Annotated in this window: 16 protein-coding genes; 8 read left to right on the forward strand and 8 right to left on the reverse strand. The window is 43.3% G+C overall.

Annotated elements, in window-relative coordinates; translation table 11 throughout:
• Positions 1-25 precede the first annotated feature (25 nt).
• Positions 26-490, reverse strand: a complete 465-nt coding sequence (locus tag B0I21_RS10520) for a YncE family protein (RefSeq protein WP_133640441.1) — start codon at positions 488-490, stop codon at positions 26-28.
• Positions 491-869: 379 nt separating this feature from the next.
• On the opposite strand from B0I21_RS10520, the gene B0I21_RS20130 reads away from it, so the two are divergent.
• The 3 genes from B0I21_RS20130 (at position 870) to B0I21_RS10530 (ending at position 2,656) form a co-directional block, all read left to right on the forward strand.
• On the forward strand, positions 870-1,046 hold the full coding sequence (locus B0I21_RS20130; RefSeq protein WP_166637833.1) for a hypothetical protein: 177 nt from the start codon (positions 870-872) through the stop codon (positions 1,044-1,046).
• 552 nt (positions 1,047-1,598) lie between these two features.
• Positions 1,599-2,237 (forward strand): hypothetical protein, encoded by a 639-nt coding sequence (locus tag B0I21_RS10525; protein ID WP_243836035.1) that lies wholly within the window; start codon positions 1,599-1,601, stop codon positions 2,235-2,237.
• 77 nt (positions 2,238-2,314) lie between these two features.
• A complete protein-coding gene (locus B0I21_RS10530) occupies positions 2,315-2,656 on the forward strand; it encodes a VOC family protein (RefSeq protein WP_208292320.1) in 342 nt (113 codons plus the stop codon).
• Between the two features lie 115 nt (positions 2,657-2,771).
• Here B0I21_RS10530 and B0I21_RS10535 read toward each other — a convergent pair whose 3' ends face one another.
• Together B0I21_RS10535 and B0I21_RS10540 are read right to left on the reverse strand one after the other, a co-directional pair.
• The gene (locus B0I21_RS10535) at positions 2,772-3,692 is read right to left on the reverse strand and encodes a helix-turn-helix domain-containing protein (RefSeq protein ID WP_133640442.1); all 921 of its coding nucleotides are present in this window, start codon (positions 3,690-3,692) and stop codon (positions 2,772-2,774) included.
• Positions 3,693-3,761: 69 nt separating this feature from the next.
• A complete protein-coding gene (locus B0I21_RS10540; protein ID WP_133640443.1) occupies positions 3,762-4,640 on the reverse strand; it encodes an SDR family NAD(P)-dependent oxidoreductase in 879 nt (292 codons plus the stop codon).
• Between the two features lie 287 nt (positions 4,641-4,927).
• On the opposite strand from B0I21_RS10540, the gene B0I21_RS10545 reads away from it, so the two are divergent.
• Positions 4,928-5,644 (forward strand): DUF3667 domain-containing protein, encoded by a 717-nt coding sequence (locus tag B0I21_RS10545; protein ID WP_133640444.1) that lies wholly within the window; start codon positions 4,928-4,930, stop codon positions 5,642-5,644.
• Positions 5,645-5,787: 143 nt separating this feature from the next.
• A complete protein-coding gene (locus B0I21_RS10550) occupies positions 5,788-6,561 on the forward strand; it encodes a hypothetical protein (RefSeq protein WP_133640445.1) in 774 nt (257 codons plus the stop codon).
• A gap of 195 nt (positions 6,562-6,756) precedes the next feature.
• Here the strand turns inward: B0I21_RS10550 and B0I21_RS10555 are convergent, their stop codons facing one another.
• From B0I21_RS10555 to B0I21_RS10565, 3 genes are all read right to left on the reverse strand, one after another.
• Complete coding sequence (locus B0I21_RS10555) at positions 6,757-7,425, reverse strand: DUF1349 domain-containing protein (protein WP_133640446.1); 669 nt, start codon at positions 7,423-7,425, stop codon at positions 6,757-6,759.
• A gap of 306 nt (positions 7,426-7,731) precedes the next feature.
• Positions 7,732-8,313, reverse strand: coding sequence for a hypothetical protein (locus B0I21_RS10560; protein WP_133640447.1), 582 nt, complete (start codon positions 8,311-8,313; stop codon positions 7,732-7,734).
• Between the two features lie 181 nt (positions 8,314-8,494).
• A complete protein-coding gene (locus B0I21_RS10565) occupies positions 8,495-10,291 on the reverse strand; it encodes a mechanosensitive ion channel family protein (protein WP_133640448.1) in 1,797 nt (598 codons plus the stop codon).
• A 254-nt stretch (positions 10,292-10,545) separates the two neighbouring features.
• Between B0I21_RS10565 and B0I21_RS10570 the strand changes: the two genes are divergently transcribed.
• Positions 10,546-12,258, forward strand: coding sequence for an FAD/NAD(P)-binding protein (locus tag B0I21_RS10570; protein ID WP_133640449.1), 1,713 nt, complete (start codon positions 10,546-10,548; stop codon positions 12,256-12,258).
• A gap of 98 nt (positions 12,259-12,356) precedes the next feature.
• Here B0I21_RS10570 and B0I21_RS10575 read toward each other — a convergent pair whose 3' ends face one another.
• Positions 12,357-12,953 (reverse strand): hypothetical protein, encoded by a 597-nt coding sequence (locus B0I21_RS10575; protein WP_133640450.1) that lies wholly within the window; start codon positions 12,951-12,953, stop codon positions 12,357-12,359.
• 142 nt (positions 12,954-13,095) lie between these two features.
• The gene (locus B0I21_RS20135) at positions 13,096-13,245 is read right to left on the reverse strand and encodes a hypothetical protein (protein ID WP_166637834.1); all 150 of its coding nucleotides are present in this window, start codon (positions 13,243-13,245) and stop codon (positions 13,096-13,098) included.
• Positions 13,246-13,377: 132 nt separating this feature from the next.
• Here B0I21_RS20135 and B0I21_RS10580 point away from each other — a divergent pair, with 132 nt between their 5' ends.
• Together B0I21_RS10580 and B0I21_RS10585 are read left to right on the forward strand one after the other, a co-directional pair.
• The gene (locus tag B0I21_RS10580; RefSeq protein WP_133640451.1) at positions 13,378-13,683 is read left to right on the forward strand and encodes a hypothetical protein; all 306 of its coding nucleotides are present in this window, start codon (positions 13,378-13,380) and stop codon (positions 13,681-13,683) included.
• Positions 13,684-13,895: 212 nt separating this feature from the next.
• Entirely contained in the window at positions 13,896-14,789 is an 894-nt protein-coding gene (locus B0I21_RS10585; RefSeq protein WP_133640452.1) for a hypothetical protein, read from the forward strand.

Genomic DNA, 14,789 nt, shown 5'->3' on the forward strand with positions numbered 1-14,789 from the left:
TGACGTTCGAAATTATGGGGTCGTTTTAGCCTTTTTTATACCGTATTCTCATAACCGTGTTGCCGTTTTCCAGGGGCTCCGCATTGCGGTTGGCTTCTTTGTTTGTCACGTAAATTATACCGGTTTGCGGATCCAAGCTAATGGTATTCGGCAGCCCTTCGGTTGGGATCCGGTCGATGACTTTGTAAGTCGTTGCGTCTACGACGGCTATTTCCTGCTTTACCCGATTGGCCCTGTAAATAAGGTTGTTCGCCGCATCGTAAAGCGGGCCGATAGGGGAGCTGTTAACGCCGAGGTATACCTTATCAATAATCTCGCCCGTGTTGCCGTCCAATACGGTGATATTGTTGTCGTTAGATTGGCTGACGAAAATGCTGTTCTGCTTTAGATCAAGTGCGATGTTTAGTGGGCAGTACGACCAAGTTTTGAAACTGTTTTCTAAGCTGCCCGTTTTCGTATCAAATACCAATAGCGATGCTTTTTTATACATGTTCTTTTTTTATGGGTGTTTTTATAATGCCATATGAATGGGCTTCTTTATAGGAAAGTAGCGCATTGGGCCGATTCCCGAAGTCTTATTTAGAAAAAGTCTATTGAAAATCGATACCATCGCGTGGCGCAGACTCGATACACCCGTTGTTGCGTATAGGTCAGTAGGCACAAACTCCATTACTTTTGAATATGACGATCCATCATTTTTTTGGGCTTACCCGGATGGAACTCGCTTGACTGGCAAAACGTTAAAGGGATTCGGCCAACGAAAATAAACGAATAAGTCAGCAGCTTTATAGGGATGAACATTAGGTCTGCGATCCGCAAGATCTAAAGAATATAGCTTTTCCAAATTGGAGGCAGACAGCTACTGAAAAATGGTGTACCAATTCGAGTTTGCTGACGATAATAAAGTACTGGTGGTAAGGCAGCAATATGGAAGTTGGGGTATGCGCAATTTCGACCTCACTAATTATGACGAAATTCAGATAAAAGAGATCGAGATTCCCGAATACTCAAAAGATGTAAACGCTTTTTGTTTTAACGCTGACTAAGCTAAACTGGTTCTGGTACAGCACAACAGAGCGCATATTTTTGATTTCGCCCGTAAAAAACTTTTGCACAGCTTTAAAATCGAACATCTTGTGAAACGTTATAACATCGCTTTTATTGGTGAAAAGTTAGGTGTACGAACCGATTATGGATGTTTTAGTCTGTACACGGTGTAGTTATCCCGATGTGCAATCGGCTAGCTGCTATGTATACGCATTGCTGGGGTCTAGATATTTTAAATTAGGGCCGTCTAGCCTTGTGTTGTCTACTTAGGTTGTCCTTTCCATTTATTTTAGGCACTTTTGCCGTCAAAGAATAGTATACATTGCATCAACCAACATTATTGCTCAGCGAAACCCCTTATGAAAAATTCGATCCTATTTGCTGCTTTATTTTTATTAATTAACAACGCCTTTGGGCAGAGGGCCAATACAGAAGTCTATATTATAGGGAACATACACGACAGCGTCCCGAATTATAATCCGACAATTTTATTGGCGATCATGAATGACATAAAGCCTGATATTATTTTACACGAAGTAGACCGTGAATGAATGAGCGAATATGAAGCTAACGCAATAGCTTTCAAGGGTAATGAAATTCAAGCGAGTAACGCTTACCTACAGCAAAACCCAGGCTTACTGCGATTTCCCTTTGATTACGAGGACAGAAACAATTATCGAAGAAATGCGGGGATGGTGCCTACGGATAATCTGACTGTCCGATTAATAGATAGCTTATTTAACACGAAGAAACTGACTATAGAAGAGGAGCATATATACAGCACCTTTAAAAATATCACAAATGAGCTTATGAACATCGCTGCGCTCGCACCCGAACATTTTAACAATGCGAAGACAGATAGTCTTGCAGAAAAGAGACAGCGCTACCAATATAACGAGCTACTTAAGATAACGAATAGGCGATCCGAATTTTCCGAGAGATTTGTCACGAAGCCGGACGGCGAGAAAATCAGCTACAAAGATGGGTTTGAACGGATGGCCGGTTTTTGGGACTTGCGGAACCAGACCATGGCACAAAATATCTACGATATATCTCTTCAGTATCCAGGTAAAAAAATCCTGGTCTTAACGGGGTTTCTCCATCGCTATTACCTGATCAAAGAATTGACAAAACTAAATCAGCATAATTTCGAAATCAAGGAGTTTTACCACAACGCGTCTCGTCTCTAAACAGGGCAGGATATATTTCGAGGATTTACTTTTTAAAAATGTAAATTTGTGTTGCATACAGCTTTTAGGATTATTCTATGATCAATAACCACATTAATTATATAGAGTTTAAAGCCAAGGATTTGAACGCTATAAAAGAATTTTATAACACAGCTTTTCACTGGACTTTTGTAGATTACGGTCCAGATTATATTGCGTTTGCCGGAAGTGGTCTAGATGGAGGCTTCGAGCGAACAGAAGAAGAAGTAGTCAATGGCGCCCTGACAGTGCTATATCATGAAGACCTCGCCCTTGCAAAACAACAAGTAATCGATGCAGAAGGAACGATTGTAAAGGATGTGTTTTCATTTCCTGGGGGGCACCGCTTTCATTTTGCCGATCCATCCGGCAATGAGCTGGCCGTCTGGTCGGATAAGTAAGTGTTGTATGGCGAAATTATTGCCGACTTCGGTATTGCAGCTCCGCTCATGCGCTGTTGGTGAAGCGCACGGGTAGCATGCTTTTTACGACGACCTATCACAGCGTTTAACTAGGCTAGTTAAAGCGCTTTCTAAACTCTACCGGAGACTGATTCGTTTTGGTCTTAAACAGTTTACTAAATGATTGGGGGTGCTCAAACCCCAAGCGATAGGCAATTTGGCTTACGGACAAGCTCGTTACCGACAGCTGCTCCTTCGCACTTTCTATCAATTTGTTGTGGATGTGTTGCTGCGCATTTTGCCCCGTAAGGGAGCGCAGCATATCGCTTAGGTAGCTCGCCGAGATGTGGAGGCTATCGGCAAGGTATTGCACCGTAGGAATGCCATTCTTCAGCGATTGCTCGTTTTCAAAATACGTATCCAAAATATCTTCTAGATTTTGCAGTAAGTTGTTACTAACGGCTTTTCGTGTGATAAACTGGCGACGATAAAACCGGTTAGCGTAGTTGAGTAGCAGTTCAATTTGTGAGATGATTACATCTTGGCTAAAGTCGTCCAACCGGCTGTTGAGCTCTTCCTCAATAATTTCAAAAATGGAGATTATGGTTGCTTTTTCCTTATCTGACAGATGCAGTGCCTCATTTGCCGAGTAGGAGAAGAATCCATACTGCTTTATCTTTTTGGCCAGCGCGTAGGAAAGAAAAAAGTCCGGATGGATCAACAATGTATACTGTGAACATACGCCACCGTGGGTTTCGTCACTGCCAATAATCTGTCCGGGCGCTGCAAATAGAAGGCCACCTTCATCGAAGTCGTAATAGTGCTGGCCGTATTTGATGCGGCCGCTTAAACGGGGCTTATACGATATTTTGTAGAAATTGAGGATATGTGATTGCGGAACGTTGTGTTCGACGATTTGCGTGCTTTCAATACCCAATATAGCAATAAGCGGATGGTTTGGCTCCGGTAAACCAAAAGTGCGTGCGGCCTCGGCTAGTGAGCTGAAACTGTGCGGTAGCTTTTCTTCTTTTTTCATGTCGTCAAGGTTTCAAGTAAAGATAACCGATTGTCTTGAGACTAGCGGCTATCTCTCTTTTTTTTGTCTTTATCCCTGTGCAGCAATCGCTACATCTTCCCAGGCTTCCCATTCCATTAAACGCTTGTTATATTCATCCGTTACCCAAGCCAGGTTCTGGCTGCCTAAGGATAGGCGCAACGGCGGTTTCTCACTATCAACAGCTGCAAACAAGGCGGTTGGTGTAGCTTCTGGATTTCCGCGCTCCATATTTTGGAGTTGTTGGAAAAACTTATTTTTGAAATCCTCGTACACCTCCATACCCGCTGCAAATTTAAGCGACTCCTGCGATCCGAACTCCGTTGCGTAGGCGCCAGGCTCTATAATGGTGACATTGATACCGAAGTCTTTAACTTCAAGTGCCAGACTCTCGTGGATGGCTTCAAATGCCCATTTCGAAGAGGCGTAGTAGCCTATCACCGGTAGGGTCACATGTCCTAAGTTGCTTGACGTGCCTAGGATATGGCCATAGCCCTGTTCGCGTAGCAGGGGCAAAGCGGCTTGGATGACGCTAATCGCACCAAATATATTGGTATCATACATCGCTTTTACCTCTTCGGCACTCGCTTCTTCAATCGTACCTACCAAGGAGTAACCGGCATTGTTTAGCACAATATCCAGTCTGCCGAAATGAGCGTGAGCTTGCGCCACGGCTTCCTTCGCTTGTACAGCATTGGTGACATCCAGTGCCAAGGTAAGCACATTATCGCCGAATTGTTCGTTCAAAGCGGCAATGCTTTCCAGCTTGCGGGCTGTGGCTGCGACCTTGTCGCCCCGCTTCAGTGCTGCCTCCGCCCATATTCGCCCAAAACCGCGCGATGCGCCCGTAATGAACCAAACTTTTGTTTCCTTTGTATTTCTTGTACCCAGGCTATCTGTTATACCTTCGTTTGTTTTTTGATCGATCATATGCATTTCTTTAAAATTGATATTACAAATATCGAGGACTAGCCGCGCTGAAATGTAGCCAAATCGCGCATTTTCGTATCCTAAATGGGGAAGGTGGAATAATAAGCAATATAGTATCTGATTTTTGCTACATAGTCCTCAATTAGATTCAAGATATACTATGAAAGCAAGTAGGAAATGATTTCTTGAAAAATAAGATTTTATTATACTATATTCGCGTAAGCTGATCAGGTGCAACCGGGTTAGTAATCTAATAAACAATACTATTAATCTAGACTAACATACGTATGAATTGCACATGTTGCAGCGGGGAAGTTGATTCCAACTACTGCCCTAGTTGTGGGAGAGCCCTAAAATTAAAACGCATAAATGGCCACTACATCGTTCATGAAATTGAACATATCCTCCATTTTGAGAAGGGGATATTGTACACCATTCAACAATTGCTATTACGTCCTGGGAAAAGTATCCATCAGTTTCTAACAAATGATCGTACCCGACTGGTGAAGCCGGTTATCTTTATCATTATCTCTTCCTTGATATATAGTCTTATTAATGGTTTTTTTCATATTGAAGACCAGTATATGAAATACGATGGCGTCGCAGATACTAGTCTTGTATCGATCTTCAAATGGATACAAAGCCATTACGGGTATGCTAATATAATTATGGGCGTTTTTATTGCATGGTGTCTTAAGCTTTTCTTCCGAAAATACCCTTATAATTTTTTTGAAATTCTTATCTTGCTATGTTTCGTCATGAGCATCGGGATGCTGATATTCGCCTTGTTTGCCCTTATCCAGGGTCTGTTGCATTACAATTTGCTAGGGACTGCTGGCGTGGTTGGTATCATATATTACACATGGGCTATCGGTCAGTTCTTTGATGAAGGAAAACCTGGGAGCTATGGTAAAGCGTTGGCTGCATATGTGTTGGGCGCAGTCCTTTTTATGTTTGCAGCCATTATGTTGGGTATGACAATAGACAACTTTATCGGACATTAGTTATTCTGTTTTAGACTTTATGCTGATCTTGTTATCTTCTCTTCGGTGATGACCTATTTTTATCAAATTGATAAGGAGCTAAAAATGAAGCTTTAACGATTTTTGTTTCTTCGGATTAAACATAACTCCAATCTATATTACATATGAAAAGGCAACTTAAAAAATGGATTTTAGGATTAGCTGTATCAGGATTGCTGTTTATCCTACTTTTCGTAACGATTATCTTAAATCCTGTTTTATTATACGCTAGCCGAACAACGTACAACGGTTTTACCATATACCATAATAAAACGATCAATCCGCAGTTTCCCGATGCGCTGGACAAAGCAAAGGCGCTATTAAAGAAAAGTGAGTTTTATAAAGAAGATTTAGGCCTTACTATTTGCCTCAATGACGGATCCAGTTACCCCAAACTTGTAAAAATGATTCTGGGGCCGGCATTTGCTTGGGCCATTGATAATAAAGTGGTTCTTCAAGGTGAGATGAACTGCGCAGAAAATTACGTGGAATTGAATGGCTACAAATGGAATTTAATCGAACTTCTAGTACATGAAATGACGCACTGCCTGCAGTATGATAACCTTGGACTTTGGAAATCTAACCCTGTAGCCAATCTCCCAAAGTGGATGTGGGAGGGATATGCAGAGTATATCGCAAGGCAAGGTCCGCTACACGATGATCTACGGAAGAGTTTGGGCAGCTTGGAAAATGACGATAGCGACTCTTGGGAAATAACCTTTGAGGACCATACGATCGCACCGAGAGAACTTTACCACTATCAGCTGATGGTTCGTTATTGTTTAGAGGTTAAACAATTCACCTATGCACAGCTCTTATCAAACCCCAGCGATGATCTCGTTATTGAAAAAGAAATGAGAAATTGGTTTACTGATCAAAAGCAAACGCATAGCCAATAAATTTATGCTGGCAAAAGCTTGAAAAATCTGTCAAAATAAGTAACCATAGTTCGGCTACATCTACCGCGGTCTTGCTGACAAATTGCCAAGAGGGGTTCTGATTAAGAACTGTCCCTAACTGTTATCGTAAGGGCATTCGGGTACGAGAATCTTACCAATTTGTGCATACTTACCTGAAATGGTATGAAATAAAAGCTAGTTGGCATTAACTTTTAACCAGTTAGAGCGTTTTTGATCCGGTAGATGCTTGATTGTAAAATGTTCAAATTTGACTTCAAATCCTTCGCCGTCAGGACTAGCGGCCATTACACCTACTTTTACCGGAGAATTATCTTGCATCCAAGCGTTGCGCATCATGGTATAATTGACATCATCGAATGAATAGAAAATTTCTATCGCATCTAATCGTCGCAACGCTTTGATCCATACAAACGGAACATCTTTCTCTACTGGAATGATGCTCCAGTCACTTGTTTTATGGGTTACTACCGTACTTAAGTTATACTTGCCATCTAAGTATTCAATACCCGCTTTAATGTAGTTTTCATGGTCCGTTCTAATCATGAGTCCTGCCTGGTCAAAGCGTGTATTATATTTTGCTGATACTTTTACCTTCACTTCAAACTCACCCCCGCGTTCCGTATAATAAAATGGAGCATCATCGACTGTAAAGCCATAATGCGATATCCTCCAATAATCGGTTTTGGGAGTAACATTCATCGTTAAAACATTGTTGTCCACCTTCCATTTGTCGGGTTCATTATACCACGCCATCTTTTCTAGGTTCTGCGCGTTAGCGCTGTAGAATAATGTAATACATGCGCCTATTGATAGATAGGTTCTAAGTGATTTGATTAGATTCATATAGAAATTTTTACAGCTACTCGTTTTCCAGCCAATGCAATCGCCTTTATTTTCACGCTATTGTGGTGTGAAGATGATCCTCGCTACAGATATGGCTAAGCTTGCTTGCGAAGTTATCACATTTCGCGAAAAATAGTGCGAGAGTTGCATATTTTTTCTGACGAATAATAGGGTCATAAATTTCCGATCAGATCATTTAGGCAGTTGCCTTAAAATTTAGCGGTTTCGATATATGCAACAGCGTAGTCCAGATAGGTTACTTATCAATGATGTCAAGACGATACTATGCATCGGTACAACAAGGGGTTAGCTGCTAGATTCCAGCATTGCCAGAAAGATATTCGTTACCGATGAATCTTCGAGTAAGTCAGGCACGTTTTCAGCCCAATTGGTATCCCGTATAACGACTTGATCTATTCTTCCTCCATCTTTCCAAACGTAAAGGATATACGTATTAGCTTTTAAAATCTGGTCAAAGCCTTTCGTTATCAGTATATTATCGTAGATTCTATTTGACAATCGCGAGTCAGTTACTTTCCTGGAATTTACTCGTCCTAAAATTTCTTCCGGAGTTGCGTTCATTAATACGTCATCGAAGTAATTTACACTCGTTGTACGAAGAATAAAGACGTCATTTGGGCTGTACGTATTTTCTTGTTTCCAGTTACATTTGAAAAAATAAGGATTACCGGTTACCTGCGAGTTATCATCATCCATCAAGCGATTTTTATACAAAATTTCGGTAACAATGGTTTCTATCTCTCTGCATGAAGAAAAAACCTTTACTTTTGAACCCGAAAAAGCACTGTCACTATTGCTATTTAATCGCTCCGAAGAGCAAGAAAACAGCATAATTATCGATGCACATGAAACCAGAAAGTAACGCATAATTATTATTTTTTTAACATTTAAACGAAGTAACCTAAGATACAGAAAAAGGTTATGTTAACAAAAGATTAAACTAATTTCTCTCTATTGATGCTGCCAGCCTTTTTATTTAGTCAGAACCGACTAGCCGATGACGGATACAGTATTCAGTAATAGAGATTATCGGTTACTACGCTGGTCATTAGGTACGCTTATGCGCTGAAGATCCCTCTGGCGGATAGACAATCGTACCTTTTAATTTTTTAATAGCCTCTTCTTCAAAGTCCGGGATCTGCAGCTCATCTTGTTCTTTCCATTTTGTGACGGTTTCCGCAATTTTCGATTCCATCGCCTTATCCGCGAGATTGGCCGGCTGCATGTATACGTTTTGTGCCGGTCGGGCTAACTCCGTACCGCTCTTTTTGATAACATCCAGCAAGTACAGGTATACATCCTCCTGTACGGCAAGAAACATGTCAAAATCAACGGCGTTAATGTAGGAAAAAACCTCAAACTTCAACCCATCTTTGCTAACGCCTACAAAGCGGATACGTGCCGGAATGGCATCCACCTTCGGATGCGCATACAAAACCGCACGCATTTCGACCAGCAGATAGCGGATCTGCTCTGGGGTGCTATCCAGCTTAAAGTAGAAGTTTGGCGCAAACAGAAATTTATCTCGGTGTGTAAAATTCTCGATCTTAAGCGCGGCGAACTCCCCATTCGGAATCGTGACCACCGTGCGCTCGTTGGTGCGGATTTGCGTGGACCGCATACCAATTTGTTCCACCGTGCCGACGACATCACCCACCTTACAGAAATCGCCGACACGCACCGGTTGATCTGCAATCAACGTCACGCTACCCACAAAATTTTCAACCGTTTTTTGCGCACCCAGCGCCAGTGCGATACCCCCGATCCCAAGCGCCGCGATTCCGGTCGTTACATTAAAACCAAAAGTATCCAGCACCGCGATAATAGCGACAAATACCATCGCAATTTTAGCTGCCCGGCGCAAAAACAATATTGCCGAAACACCTGCCTGATTGCCGCGTTTGGCGAGATTACGCTGCGTAATGTTGCTCCCGGCATTCAGCAATTGCCAGATTAGCAGTAACGTGGCTAAGATATAAAAGATCACACTTAGGCTGCTTAAGCGTTGACGCACAATGATGGAGATGTCCGCTTGCTCCGTAGCAAAGACAAAAATCCATACCGCCAAAAACAATTGCACCGGTCTGAAAAAAGCACGGATAATGCGTGATTGTGCATCTTGCTCTGCTTTTCTCCAAACCTTCGATAAGATAAAAATCAATGCCTTGGTTACGGCCCAAGCTATAAAATACGCGATGAACATCAAAAAGAAGCTGATGATCCAATGACCTATCGGCACACCGCCCCATTTTTTTTCAATCAACACTTTCGGCAAAATTTTCGTGATCAAGGGCGTCACAAGCTCCTCTTCGACGGGCAAGGGTATGCGTTCGATTGTCTGCGTAGAAAACAACCAGAGCGGGGCACCATTCTTATCCTGTGTGCTTTCCACCATAATATCAAACGATTCATTGTTTAGTATCGCGGTACCCACCTTGTCGACGTTCGGTCCGAGGTTATCATTCATTTGCCCTTCATAACGATCACTGATCAGCGCGTAGGGAAGGATGCTACCATTTTGATCAAGAAGCTGCTGCAGTCCTTGTGCTAGCTTTTGCTTGTTTCGTTTCTTACGAAGTTTAGGATCCGAATGCAGGTAGCGCGCGGCCCTGTCGTAATTCTCTTGTGCTACTGCACTGATAAAGCCCGATACGGTGCCCCGCGGCGTGCGTCGGTTCAGTGAATCTGCTGGCCAGCTTGGTGCCGCCGGCGCCGACGCCGTATCAGCGGGTAATACCTGTGCTGAAGCACTATCCCAAGGTGCAAGTAGCAGCAGCGAGAAAAAGATAAGTAATATGTGGTTAAACGATAGATGTCTTTTAGAAGTAAAAATGGAACACAGCATGTATACGTAATTTATTAAATCTCTAATCGTTGCGAGATGGATTGAAAAATCGAAATGATGTTACTACTGTATTAAACCCTTTTTTCAAGCATAAGTTTTCTGAGTTTCGGAATAAGGGATCGTACATTCATTATTCGGTTTACTTGCCGGTTTGACCCGCTACGCCCGACACGCTGCGAAAATCAAAAAATAATTTTTATAGCGGAGAGAACGAACGTTATTTTTAATTGTCCTAAGGCTATACATAATTTCCTATGAAAAAAGAATCATCTTTTACGCGCTTGGCCATCGTTGGTGGTGGGCCAACGGCGTTGCTCCTATTGCGTAGATTGGTGGATATATATCGCGGAGAATTGGAAGTTATCATCTTTGAGAAGACGGATCGGGTAGGTGCAGGTATGCCCTACAGCAAGTGCGGTGCGAATGACGAACATATTACCAATATATCTGGGAATGAAATTCCGCAAGTGCTTGATCCTTTGGAGGACTGGGTGACAGGTCTGCAAACGGAAACACTAGACCGTTTTCATCTTTCAGCGGCGCACTTTAATGCTTACAAGGCCTTGCCGAGGCTGCTTTTTGGCGATTACCTGGAATCGCAATTTAAGGAAGTGCTACAAGAGGCTAAGCAGCGCGGTATTACTGTTGACCTGCGTTTTAAAACGGAAGTGAAAGATATACACTATGCTGCTGGCGGATCGGTGACGCTTATATATAAAGGAGGCAAACAGCAAGTTGATAAAGTTGTGATCTGCACGGGCCACCATTGGCCGAAAAAGCTGGAAGGCAAGCAACCCAATTACTTTGACTCGCCCTACCCACCGTTTAAGCTAGCGAAATCAACTAACTATAATATTGCCGTTCGCGGCGCCTCCCTAACCGCTATTGATGCTGTACGCACGCTTGCCCGAAACAACGGCTACTTTTATACGGATGCGGCCGGTGTGCGTCAATTTGAGCTCAGTTGTGTTTCGCCACGATTTAAAATGACCTTGCATTCCAGAAATGGATTGCTACCCGCAGTACGCTTTCATTTGGACGATCCGCAGCTCGGGCGCAGCACATTGCTCCGTAAAGATGAAATCGACCGGCTGTTAATCGATAATGACGGCTTCGTGCCTTTGGACTACGTCTATGAGCATGTGTTCCTACAAGGTATCCGCGAGAAGCAGCCTGAGCTATATGCATCGGTAAAGGGTTTACGTATGGAGGACTTCGTCGCGAAGATGTTGGAGCAACGGGGGAACAAAGATGCCTTCGCGCTGCTGCAATGGGAATATGAGGAGGCTGCCACATCTATCGAACGTAGGGAGTCTATCCATTGGAAAGAACTATTGGCGGTACTAAGCTTTGCACTAAACTATCCAGCAAAATATTTCTCGGCCGAGGATATGCTTCGCCTGACATCCACGCTGAAACCGTTGATTAGTTTAATTATCGCTTTCGTTCCGCAAAAATCGGTCGAGGAGATTTTAGCTTTGCACCGCGCTGGCGTTCTAAATCTGGTGGATGTAGGCGATGATAGTCGGGTAGAGCCAAGTGGTTCGCGCGGGGTCGACTATTACTATACCGATCAGGATGGCCAGGAAATAAGCAAGCACTTTGATATGTTTGTAGACTGCATTGGTCAGCCTGCACTGTCTTACACTAATTTTCCTTTTGGCGGTTTGAAGCAAGACGATACCGTCGTACCTGCGAAAATACGATTTCGTGATCGTGAACGCGGCCAGCAATCCTTATCCGACGATTCAAAAGCGGTCCAAGTTGGGGTGGATGGCGAATACTACCTATCCGTGCCCGGCATAGCCATAAACGATAGCTTTCAGGTAACCGATGCCTACGGTGGATCCAATACGGCCATCTACCTTTTGGCGGTGCCATTTATTGGTGGCTATAACCCCGATTATTCCGGTTTGGACTTTGCCGAAGAAGCGTCGCTACGCGTCGTCAATGCGCTGATGCTATAGGGCAGATGAAACAAGCTGTCATGTAGGTCGGCTATGCCTTAGGGCTCAACGAATGCCTTAATATAGTATCGGCACAGTGGCTAACCACGCATAGCTCATTAAAAGCTGTGCGTGGTTACTTGCTGGCCTGTTGGCCAATACGTGTTGAGGATCGAGCCTGGGGCTGTACCACTTTTGCTGATTAAGGATGGATTACCCGGATAGCTCTTTAATTCTGTTTGATAGCTCAGGTAAATGTAGTTTCGGGGCTTTCCGGCTTGATCAAGGTCGCCCTCCAATGCAAGGTCATGCCAACCATTGGTTTTGCGCGGGACAACATAAAATGGGGGCGTAGTGACCGTAAATTTAGTGTTTAGCGAATAATCACTGTTGAGCAGAAAAAAAGTGCATCCACCGGTGCCGCAGAAATAACGGCTTTCCGGTTTAACAAGGTATTCGGCTTTGCCATCAGCATTCAGGTCAACCGCATAGAAGCTGAAATTCCGGTCATCCTTCTCCATAATAGCTAAGTCGACCTCCAGCTCTTTTTGTAAAAAGCTGCGAACACTTTGTAAAGTCGAATCCGGAACAACGAGAATAGTAGTGGGCGAAGTGGAGTCTGTTTGCGCTTTTGACCTGTCATGTTTCTCACTCTTACCTACGCAGGCCGAGCAAAGCAGGAAGGCAGCCATTAGATGGATATAATTCCGTTTCATATTTAATTTTTGAAAGATGTAAACACGATCACGTTTCGGTGTCTCCGTACATATTAACTTCGATGATACGAAAACAATAATATATTGCGTAAGGTAAACAGTATTTGCAAAATCACATCTATCTATTTAGATTATATTTTGTTTAAATTAAATTTTGTAGATCGATTTCGACATACTGGGATGTCAGCGATAAGGCGCGAAATGTTTCATAGGTGCCATGAAGCGGGATATGAATAGCATAGATAACGACGACTTTAATGCTGAGTGGAAGGATTTCTGATAGAAAGTTCATTTTTTTTTACAAATAGGGTGTGCTTTACGTATATTTGGCCATCATTGTTTAATCAACTAAACAGATTTGAGGGCAGTTTTCACATATTTTCTATTAGCCGCACTGACTTTGCAGTCCTTCTACCGCATTGTCATGACGATAGATTATCAGCTGCATTTGCCCGACTATCTAGCCAAATGTATCAATCTCGATAAACCACAACTCCATTGTGATGGCCAATGTGCACTGATGAAAAAAATCAAAGACGGGGAGAAGAAACAGGCGCAGAAAAACCTTCTTGTTTTCGAATATAGTGCTCTTTATCTGCACAACGATGCTGTTGATTTTACTTCCGAAAATCGGGAAACGTTCTTGTCAACGCCTTACTTTACGCATGGATTGTCTTCCTATGTATTTACCCCTAATACCTTTCTCTTCCGTCCGCCCATTGCGGCCTAAAGCCCTCTTCGGAAGCACGATTTAGCACTTTCTGTATACCATTTTATTAAAGTAATTGACGTATGCACGCCTTTGCGCGGCTACCTGTTTTTACACCATACTTGGCAAAACGGCTACATCGGTATCTGTTCAAATCGGTTTTAAGCTTCCGCTGCAACGTAAACTATTTTCTACGACGTATTTTTTCTACCATGAAAGGAACCCTATGTTGCATGCTAGCGATATGCTTAGCTATCGCTTCCTGCACAAAAGATAAAACAGACTACGAAGCCGAACTGGACGACAGTGTTATTGAACATGTCGAGTTTCAAGAGGCGGTAACCATCAGTAGCGAAGGTTACAACATTCGTGTGGAAGCCCTAAACGGAACATTTTACAAAGGATATAATGAGGTTCGTCTGCAGGTCACGAACGCTTCGGGCAGTGTGGAACACGATATTTCCGCAGTAACTTTCCTGCCCATCAACATGGCTTCCGATGGCAGGGAAAACACCTGTCCGCATCAGCATACCTTACTTTACCATGCGGAACAGGACTATTTTTCAGGCTATGCAGTGTTTACGGAAACATCGGAAAACGTGCATGTATGGGAACTGCAGATCAGCCTTACGGTAGCTGGCAAAACATCGACGGCACGTCAAGCCATCACGGTACGGCCCCAAGTAAATAAAAATTTAAGCATGACGAGTTTCGTGGGCAACGACAACGCGCAATACGTAATAGCGCTTGTCGGTCCGCAGAAACCTACGGTTTCGGAAAACGAACTTCTGGCGGGCATCTACAAGTACAACGAGCCGAATGCCGCTTCTGCGAATCGGCTGGAATTTGCCTACACGCCTGTAAATGGTTACACCTTACAATTGGATCCGAGAATGCCGGAACCGTCGATGGGCAATCATTCTTCGCCCAATAATAAAGACCTGCTGCAACAGGCCAATGGGCTGTATCGCGGCATTGTGAACTATACCATGACCGGCAACTGGACGCTGAACTTCATTATGCTGAACGATAAGGGGCAAATCATAAAAGGTACGGTGGTGCCGGGCGATTTCACACCGGGCGTAGTAGGCGTGAAGAGTGCGTTGCATATCGATATCCTATTCTAA

It is taken from the genome of Sphingobacterium paludis (genome assembly GCF_004364125.1).
In the GTDB taxonomy this organism is placed as follows: Bacteria; Bacteroidota; Bacteroidia; order Sphingobacteriales; family Sphingobacteriaceae; genus Sphingobacterium; species Sphingobacterium paludis.

What these genes read in the sequence shown, in the direction of transcription:
- B0I21_RS10520 (WP_133640441.1), bottom strand. Translation starts at nt 490, where the DNA reads ATGTATAAAAAAGCATCGCTATTGGTATTTGATACGAAAACGGGCAGC.
- B0I21_RS20130 (WP_166637833.1), top strand. Translation starts at nt 870, where the DNA reads ATGGTGTACCAATTCGAGTTTGCTGACGATAATAAAGTACTGGTGGTA.
- B0I21_RS10525 (WP_243836035.1), top strand. Translation starts at nt 1,599, where the DNA reads ATGAGCGAATATGAAGCTAACGCAATAGCTTTCAAGGGTAATGAAATT.
- B0I21_RS10530 (WP_208292320.1), top strand. Translation starts at nt 2,315, where the DNA reads ATGATCAATAACCACATTAATTATATAGAGTTTAAAGCCAAGGATTTG.
- B0I21_RS10535 (WP_133640442.1), bottom strand. Translation starts at nt 3,692, where the DNA reads ATGAAAAAAGAAGAAAAGCTACCGCACAGTTTCAGCTCACTAGCCGAG.
- B0I21_RS10540 (WP_133640443.1), bottom strand. Translation starts at nt 4,640, where the DNA reads ATGATCGATCAAAAAACAAACGAAGGTATAACAGATAGCCTGGGTACA.
- B0I21_RS10545 (WP_133640444.1), top strand. Translation starts at nt 4,928, where the DNA reads ATGAATTGCACATGTTGCAGCGGGGAAGTTGATTCCAACTACTGCCCT.
- B0I21_RS10550 (WP_133640445.1), top strand. Translation starts at nt 5,788, where the DNA reads ATGAAAAGGCAACTTAAAAAATGGATTTTAGGATTAGCTGTATCAGGA.
- B0I21_RS10555 (WP_133640446.1), bottom strand. Translation starts at nt 7,425, where the DNA reads ATGAATCTAATCAAATCACTTAGAACCTATCTATCAATAGGCGCATGT.
- B0I21_RS10560 (WP_133640447.1), bottom strand. Translation starts at nt 8,313, where the DNA reads ATGCGTTACTTTCTGGTTTCATGTGCATCGATAATTATGCTGTTTTCT.
- B0I21_RS10565 (WP_133640448.1), bottom strand. Translation starts at nt 10,291, where the DNA reads ATGCTGTGTTCCATTTTTACTTCTAAAAGACATCTATCGTTTAACCAC.
- B0I21_RS10570 (WP_133640449.1), top strand. Translation starts at nt 10,546, where the DNA reads ATGAAAAAAGAATCATCTTTTACGCGCTTGGCCATCGTTGGTGGTGGG.
- B0I21_RS10575 (WP_133640450.1), bottom strand. Translation starts at nt 12,953, where the DNA reads ATGAAACGGAATTATATCCATCTAATGGCTGCCTTCCTGCTTTGCTCG.
- B0I21_RS20135 (WP_166637834.1), bottom strand. Translation starts at nt 13,245, where the DNA reads ATGAACTTTCTATCAGAAATCCTTCCACTCAGCATTAAAGTCGTCGTT.
- B0I21_RS10580 (WP_133640451.1), top strand. Translation starts at nt 13,378, where the DNA reads ATGACGATAGATTATCAGCTGCATTTGCCCGACTATCTAGCCAAATGT.
- B0I21_RS10585 (WP_133640452.1), top strand. Translation starts at nt 13,896, where the DNA reads ATGCTAGCGATATGCTTAGCTATCGCTTCCTGCACAAAAGATAAAACA.